Source organism: Planctomycetia bacterium (genome assembly GCA_034440135.1).
Lineage (GTDB): Bacteria > Planctomycetota > Planctomycetia > Pirellulales > JALHLM01 > JALHLM01.
On record JAWXBP010000082.1, the window covers coordinates 37,322 to 45,257 of the forward strand.

The window sequence follows — 7,936 nt, forward strand, 5'->3', positions numbered from 1 at the left end:
CGAACCCTCGCGATGCGGCTCGTATCTGGCGACACTTGTTCCCAGGCAAATTCCACGTCCCTTAGCTTTCCGCGGCGAGCGTGCGCGCTCGTTGCGTCCCGGCGAGGGGCGTCTGCGCTGGCGGCGCCGGTTCTGATTGTTTCGCTGACCGAATCGGCGTTTATTCTCGTTGTGATTCCCGCCCAAGTTGGGCGGTCGAATCGTTCGCGCGTCGCGCCCACTGGCGCCTGAGTTGCGCGCTTCTTGGCAGTCGATCCGTTTCAAGCGATCGGTTGAGTTTGGGCTGCGCCGCGCTCGCCACGAGTCGCGGCGGCCGTGGCGCGATGAAGCGCCCGGCGATACCCGCCACGCAAGGAGTAGCCGCACCGTGACCTCCCAGCAAGTTGTGATTATTCTCGTCACCGCCTTGGCGGCCGCCGGATTGAGCATCTTTATTCTGAAGATGATCGATCGCCTGCGCCTCAAGGACGCCGAGTCCCAGGCCCAGCAGTTGTTGGAGCGGACCGAACGGGAGATGGAGAATAGGCGCAAAGAGGCCGAACTGGCGCTCAAGGAACGCACCATCCAGCAATTGGCCGAGGTGGAACAGAAGCACGCCGCGGTCCGGCATGAACTTCACGAGCGCGAGCGAGCGCTCGACAAACGTCAGGACTCGCTCGACCAGCAGACCGACCAGGTGCGCAAGCAGGAAAAGATGGTCGAGGCGAACCAGCGACGTCTGAGCGAGAAAATGGACGAGGCGAATCGTCGGAACGAAGAACTCAGCAAGATGCTGGAGCTGGAACGCCAGACGCTGCACCAAATCAGCAGCCTGTCGCGTGAAGAGGCCACTTCCCGGCTGTTGGACGCGCTGGAGCGCGAACTGCAGCACGAGCAAGGCGCGCTCATTCAGCGATTCGAACGCCAGCTCCACGAGACCACGGAGAGTCGTTCCCGAGAATTGTTGATCTCCGCGATGCAGCGCTACGGGGCGTCGCATACCGCGGAGTCGACGACCAGCACGGTCGACATCCCGAACGACGATATGAAGGGACGCATCATCGGCCGCGAAGGACGCAATATCCGCGCCTTCGAAAAAGCTACGGGCGTCGACGTCATCATCGACGATACGCCGGGCGTCGTGATCGTCTCTGGCTTCGACACCGTGCGCCGCGAAGTCGCGCGGATTTCGCTCAACAAACTAATCGCTGACGGCCGCATCCATCCTTCGCGGATCGAAGAAGTCGTGGCTGAAACCCAGAAGGAACTCGAACAACGCGTGCAGAAACTCGGCGAAGAGGCCGCGCAAGAAGCCGACGTGCAGGGGCTCAATCCCAAGTTGATTTACTTGCTGGGACGGCTGCATTTCCGTACCAGTTACACGCAAAACGTGCTGCGACATTCGATCGAGGTCTCTTTCCTCACCAGCATGCTGGCCGAGGAAATCGGCATGGACGGCCGGCTCGCCCGGCGGGCCGGCTTGTTGCACGATATCGGCAAGGCCGCCGATCACGAAGCGGAAGGCGGCCATCCGCGGATCGGCGCCGACTTGCTCAAGCGTTATGGCGAACGCCCCGAAGTGGTCCACGCCGCGCTCGGCCATCACGACGATTTGCGGATCGAGAATCCGTACACCGTGCTGGTCGCCGCGGCCGACGCGTGCAGCGCTTCACGCCCCGGCGCTCGTCGCGAAACGTTGGAGCGCTACATCAAACGGATGGAAGAACTGGAAAAGATCGCCACCAGCTTCGGTGGCGTCGCCCAGGCGTTCGCGATTCAAGCCGGGCGCGAGTTGCGCGTACTGGTCCACGCCCATGAGACGACCGACGCGTCGGCCGCGAAGATCTGTCACGATATCGCCCGCGCGTTCGAGGAACAGTTAACCTATCCCGGCGAGATCAAGGTCACCGTGCTGCGGGAATCGCGTCACGTGGAAATTGCCAAGTAGTTTGCCCGCAGTGAACGTCCCAGCAACCCGGACTACCGCGCCGATCGCCGCCTGAGAATTTCGAGACATGCGCATCCTCCTCATCGGCGACATCGTGGGTAAACCGGGCCGGCAGATCGTGCAGCAGGCGCTGCGCGGATTGCGCGAAGAACGCCATTTAGATCTGATCATCGCCAACGCCGAAAACGCGGCCGGCGGTTCCGGACTTACGCCGGCGATCTACCGGGAATTGCTCGCCGCGGGCGTCGATGCCATCACGCTCGGCGACCACATCTACCGCCGGAACGAAATCATCTCGGTACTCGAAAAAGAATCGAACATCGTCAAGCCGGCAAATTTTCCTTCCGACGCGCCGGGCCGCGAGTTCGCCGTGGTGACCACGAAAGACGGCGAACAAGTAGCGGTGCTGAGCCTGCTCGGTCGCGTGTTCATGCGGCCGGTCGATTGCCCCTTCAAAGCGGCCGATCGCGTATTGGCGGCCATTCCGGCCGAGGTGAAAATTCGGATCGTCGATTTTCACGCCGAAGCCACCAGCGACAAGCAACTGCTCGGGCGCTATCTCGACGGCCGCGTGAGCGCGGTACTGGGAACGCACACGCACGTCCCGACGGCCGATGAATGCGTCTTGCCTGGCGGCACCGCCTTCCAGTGCGATGTCGGGATGACCGGCCCGTACGACAGCGTGCTCGGCCGCCGGTATGACCGAGTAATCGAAACCACGATCACGTTCAATCCCACGCATTTCGAAGTCGCCCAAGGCGATCCGCGGATCTGCGGCGCACTGGTTGAAGTCGACCCTGCCACGGGACGCGCCACCTCCATCGAGCGCGTCTGCGTACGGCAGGCGGACGCGACCCGACTGGCGGCGCTCAATCAGCCGGCCCGCGTGCTGGAACTTTAGAAGTGAAGTTCCAAACCAGCGTTCACGCCTTGGAGCCAATAGTTCGTCTCTTTGAACTCCATCTCCGGCTGGCCCGGGCCGAACAGCGTGCCGCCGACTTGCGTGGTGTTGACACGGAAATCGACCTGGTCGTCCGCTCGAACCACGTTGTTCCAGTAAATGAAGTTGTATCCCAAGAGCGCCGTCCAGCGGCAATTCAGCACATACCGGGCGTTGATATTGGCCTCCGGCACCACCGTGAACTTATCGCGCGAGAACTCACCGATATTCGTCGGTTGTGTCAATAAGCCGCCAGCCGTCGTGCTCGATCCGGCGCCCGGCACGGTGACCGTCGTGGAACCGTCGATGTTAATGTCCTGCGCCATGTTGCCGAGTGCGCACTTGCCGAGGAACGAGATCGTCCAGCGGTTTTTCTTGAAGTCGACCTGCATGCCCAGGTCGACGCCGTGGAACTCGTTGTTCGTGTCGATTTGATCGAACCCGGCGACCACAGTGCCGAGCGGTACGTTGCCGCCGACCGCGGTCGAGGTCAACATGTCGTCGATCCGTAGGTTGTCTTCGATCTTGGTGTAGCGATACCCGCCCAGGAAATCGACGTTGTGCTCGAACGAACGGGCCGCATTGGTGCGAAGCAAAATACCGGCGCCGGTCGTCTCAGTCTTGAAGTCGAAATCGAACTGCCCGTTCGCCACGTCCGGATGCGACAACAGTTGGGCAACATATTGCTGCACCGCTGGATCGGCGTTGAAGAACGGCCGCGCCAAGATCGGGAACCCGCCTTGCGAGGCGTTGCTGTAGGAAAGTGTTTCTTCGCCGAGTGCGAAGACATATCCCTCGATCCCTTGGCAATGCCCGTGATCGAGCCAGTAACCCGCGGTGAATCGCACGCCGCCGCGCAAGTCTTCGTCGTAGCTGTCGTCGCCGAATAAGACTTGCGTGCCTGGGTCGCCAAGCAACCCCGCCCGCGCAGCTCCCGTTCCGGCGGGTGAAGTCGTGACGAGCGCCGGCAGGTCGATGCCCTTGCCCCACCAGCCGATGTATTCACCGCGCACCCACCAGGGGAAATCGCGCTGCATTGGCAGGGAGGGTCCCGAGTCGTACATCGGCTCCTCGGCCATCATCTCCGACTCGTCCACCCAAGGGTTCTCCGACGCGGTTTCGTCGTAGTATCCCGATGGCTGGACTTGCTCGTCGTAGTATTCCGCGGGCTCGGCAGCCGCATCTTCATAGTGCGCCGCCAACTCCCCTTCGTCGTAATGGTCGTCGATGGGTTCGCGCGCTTCGACGGCCCGCGCGATGCGTTGCGGCTGCGACGATTGCGATTGTCGCACGACTCCGGCGCCCTGGCCGCGGCCGCTCGGCAACGGCCGCACGCCGTCAGGCTGTGCGATGCTCGGCACCTTCACGCGGCGCTGTTTCACGGGAGATGCCGGCGCGGGCTCGGCCGTCTCTTCCTTGGCGACTTGTCCCCGCCCGCTCGGGAGTGGGCGCACGCCGCGCGGTTTGGCGGTCTGAGCGACCGCGTGCGAAGACGAAACCCCGACCGCGACGGCGCAGACCGCCGCCCAGGCAAATACCCGTCGATTCATCGTTGCTCCCCCTCGGTGCCGCGACCGTGACCTCACGGCAGCTACGCGGCGTGTGTGTATTGCAGCACTTGAACAACACCCGTCCTACCCGGGACGCCGCGAGCCAATCTTCACGCGGGTGCGCCACGCCTGAATTCCAGACGTGCCGCACAAGTCCCTAATTGAGTTTGTCGGATGTATCGCTGGGGGGAATTAAAACGAAACTGCGGATCATAACGGTTTTTCAGATCGCAACGGTGCTGCCGGCGGGAAAATGCGGAGGCTAGGTTGCCTGGTTTTGCACCGTCCGAATGCTAAAGCGGGCCGCTGGCCGAATCCATCCGCCCGCCCGGCGGCACGCCGGGTTGGTGTTATTGGCAGATTCCTGCTGTTAGAATTGGGGCGATGGCGGCATTCCGCTCAAATTCAACGTGGAGTTACTCTATGCGTTTGGCTGTCCCGGTATTCACGCTTTGCGGTCTGTTGTTGGCCGGTTCGGCCTCCACCGTTCGGTCGGCGACGCCCGCCGACGGTTGGCCGACCTTTCGTGGAGCGGAGCGGACAGCTGTGGCGCCGGATACGGGGCTGCTCACCGCATGGCCGGAAGCCGGACCGGCCTTGGTTTGGGAATCTGCCGGAGCGGGTCGCGGCTATGCCAGCCTGGCCATTGCCGGCGGGCGGATCTACACGATGGGCGACGGCCCTTCGACCGCCGAAGACAAGGACGAGTACTTGCTCTGTTTCAATCTGGCGAACGGCCAGCAACTTTGGAAAACGAAAACCGGCGAAGCCTGGAATGAAGGCGATCCCTCGTGGCAGGGCTCGCGGAGCACACCGACGGTCGACGCGAATCGCATTTACGTACTGACCGCGCATGGCGTGCTGATCTGCGCGAACGACCGCGGCGACGAAGTCTGGCGCAAGGATTTGAAAGCCGAGTTCGGCGGCGACAAGGCCGACGGCTGGGGCTACAGCGAAGCGGTGCTGATCGACGGACATAAGCTCGTTTGCACCCCCGGCGCCGAAGCGAACACCATGGTCGCGCTCGACAAGTTGACCGGCGACGTGATCTGGTCGTGCTCCCGTCCGGAAGACCGCGGCGCCGGCCACGCGTCGATCGTGATTTCCGAGATCGGCGGCACGCGCGTTTACGTGCAAACCACGGGCAGCGGCGCGATGGGCGTCCGCGCTGAAGACGGCAAACTCCTCTGGACCTATGACATCGATCAAACCACGGCCGTGATTCCCACGCCGATCGTCCGCGGCGACCTCGTCTTCTTCGCCGCCGGCTACGGCCGCGGCGGCGCCCTACTGCGGCAAGTGGGCGATGTGGATGGTGCGGTCACGGTGGAGGAAATCTACGGGCTGAACAAAGAACTGGCCAACAAGCACGGCGGGATCGTGCTGGTGGGCGACTATCTCTACGGCGACTCGGACGACAAGGGCATTCCGTTTTGCGCGGAGCTGATGACCGGAAGCATCGTCTGGAAATCGCGCGGCACAGGGCGCAATTCGGCCAGCGTCGTCGCCGCGGACGGGCACATCTACGTGCGCTATGCCGACGGCACCATGACCTTGGTCCAAGCTTCGCCCGCCGCCTTCAAGGAAGTCGGCAGCTTCAAAGTTCCCGGGAGCGGACAGCGTCCCAGTTGGGCGCACCCGGTCATCTTCGACGGACGACTGTATCTGCGCGAAGACGACAAGCTGATGTGCTTTGAGTTGAAGCCGTAACCATCGCCGCCGAGTTGGGAGCGCTGGTCGATCCTCACTTAGGAAAAGGTGGGAATGCGCGCACTCTTGCGCCATTCCTGGACAATCGTTCTGCGCAGATTGCAACGGTCCTCGCCATGCGGAATTGTGGTTTCGCGAAGTGTGCCAATTGGCACCGGCCGTTTGAGGGATGACGTAGGGTACTCCCGGGGTAATTGACTGAGCCCCAAGCGTTCCTCCATTCCCCGCGGAAAGCGCCGACCGTGGCGCGGAGCTGAAACCATGAAGATTCGCACCCGATTGATCATCGCCCTGCTGGTGCCGTTGATCGCCGCCATGACCTTTGGCACCGCCGGCGTCTGGAGCAGTTGGCGGCACTCGCAGGAGATGAATCGCATCGTCACCCTGGCCGAGTTGTCCACGCGGATCAGCTCCCTGGTCCATGAAACACAAAAGGAACGCGGCACGACGGCCGGGTTTCTCGGCAACAAGAGCGACGAATTCCGCGCGCGCTTGCAGACGCAACGCACCGCCACGGATGGACAGCTTAAGCAGTTGAACGGGTTCCTCGCGACCATTTCCGCCGACGATTTCGGCGCCGAGTTCAGTGCCGAACTGACCAAGGCCCTAAAACCGCTCGACAAACTGACGGACGTGCGCAAACGCGTCTCCGCACTGGACATCCCCGCCCCCGAAGCGATTGGCTACTACACCGGCGCTAACACTAGTTTGTTAGACGTGATCGGCCGCGCGGCCACCGTAACGGGCGATGGTCCCATTGCCATTCGCATTGGCGCCTATACGAGCTTCTTGAAATCGAAAGAACGCGCGGGCATCGAACGCGCCGTGCTGTCCAACACCTTTGCTCAGGACAGCTTTGGCCCCGGCATGTACGAAAAATTCCAACAACTCGTCGCCCTGCAAGACGCGTACCTGGCCGAGTTCGCCAATCACTCGTCCGCGCAGGATCGCGAGTTATTGAGCGAGAAACTGAAAGCGCCTTGCGTGGTCCACGTCGGTGAATTCCGCCAGAAGGCCATCGCCACACACGCCACAGGCGGCTTCGGCGTCAAAGCAACCGAGTGGTTCGATACCATCACCGCCAAAATCAATCTTTTGAAGGAAGTCGACGACGGACTTGCCTCACGGCTGCTCACGGAAGCCCGCGAGACGCGCGCGGCGTCCGATCGCCTGCTCTATTCGCTCGCCGGCGCCATGCTGGTGACCTTGGCCGTTTCCAGCGGCCTCGCCTACCGGTTGGCGCGATCGATCCTGCGGCGTGTTTCCATACTGCGCGACCGTTTGCGCGGCATCGCGGAAGGCGAAGCCGATCTCACGTTGCGGCTGGAATCGTCCCCCGACGAATTGGGCGAAGTCGCCAAGTGGTTTAACAAGTTCATGGATCGACTCGAACCGACGATCGGCCGCATCCTCACGGGTTCGGCGAAGGTCTGCGTGTCCGCAAACGAACTCACCAGCACCGCGCGGGCGCTGGCCACCGGCGCTGAGGAATCGAAGCTCGGCGCGAGCTCCGTCGCTTCGGCCGTCGAGGAATTGTCGAGCAACATGAAGCACATGGCTTCGTCGACCGAGCGCATGGCCGACGACATGAACATCATGGCGGAATCGGTCCGCCTCATGAACGGCTCGATCGCCGGCATTGCTGGTAGCTCGGTCGAGTCGGCTGGCGTCGTCGGCACCGCCGCGGAACTGGTGCAGCGGAGCAACGAACAGATCCGCGAATTCAGCACCGCCGCCGAGGCCATCGGCCAGGTGGTGAACGTCATTCAAGACATCGCCGAGCAAACCAACTTGCTCGCCCTGAACGCC

At 62.5% G+C, this 7,936-nt stretch carries 5 protein-coding genes; 4 read left to right on the plus strand and 1 reads right to left on the minus strand.

What is annotated here, in order from left to right; genetic code table 11:
• Window positions 1-367 precede the first annotated feature (367 nt).
• Window positions 368-1,927 (plus strand): ribonuclease Y, encoded by a 1,560-nt coding sequence (rny, locus tag SGJ19_04735; protein ID MDZ4779538.1) that lies wholly within the window; start codon window positions 368-370, stop codon window positions 1,925-1,927.
• A 67-nt stretch (window positions 1,928-1,994) separates the two neighbouring features.
• Window positions 1,995-2,828 carry a TIGR00282 family metallophosphoesterase gene (locus tag SGJ19_04740; protein ID MDZ4779539.1) on the plus strand — a complete coding sequence of 278 codons (834 nt, stop codon included), beginning with the start codon at window positions 1,995-1,997 and terminating at the stop codon, window positions 2,826-2,828.
• Here the strand turns inward: SGJ19_04740 and SGJ19_04745 are convergent.
• Window positions 2,825-4,417: a BBP7 family outer membrane beta-barrel protein gene (locus SGJ19_04745; GenBank protein ID MDZ4779540.1), complete on the minus strand. Its 1,593-nt coding sequence runs from the start codon at window positions 4,415-4,417 to the stop codon at window positions 2,825-2,827. The genes SGJ19_04740 and SGJ19_04745 overlap by 4 nt on opposite strands.
• A 423-nt stretch (window positions 4,418-4,840) precedes the next feature.
• On the opposite strand from SGJ19_04745, the gene SGJ19_04750 reads away from it, so the two are divergent.
• Window positions 4,841-6,127 carry a PQQ-binding-like beta-propeller repeat protein gene (locus SGJ19_04750; protein MDZ4779541.1) on the plus strand — a complete coding sequence of 429 codons (1,287 nt, stop codon included), beginning with the start codon at window positions 4,841-4,843 and terminating at the stop codon, window positions 6,125-6,127.
• Window positions 6,128-6,388: 261 nt separating this feature from the next.
• Window positions 6,389-7,936, plus strand: a 1,548-nt coding sequence (locus tag SGJ19_04755; protein ID MDZ4779542.1) for a methyl-accepting chemotaxis protein, incomplete at its 3' end; no start/stop codon positions are given.

What these genes read in the sequence shown, in the direction of transcription:
- SGJ19_04740 (MDZ4779539.1), top strand. Translation starts at nt 1,995, where the DNA reads ATGCGCATCCTCCTCATCGGCGACATCGTGGGTAAACCGGGCCGGCAG.
- SGJ19_04745 (MDZ4779540.1), bottom strand. Translation starts at nt 4,417, where the DNA reads ATGAATCGACGGGTATTTGCCTGGGCGGCGGTCTGCGCCGTCGCGGTC.
- SGJ19_04750 (MDZ4779541.1), top strand. Translation starts at nt 4,841, where the DNA reads ATGCGTTTGGCTGTCCCGGTATTCACGCTTTGCGGTCTGTTGTTGGCC.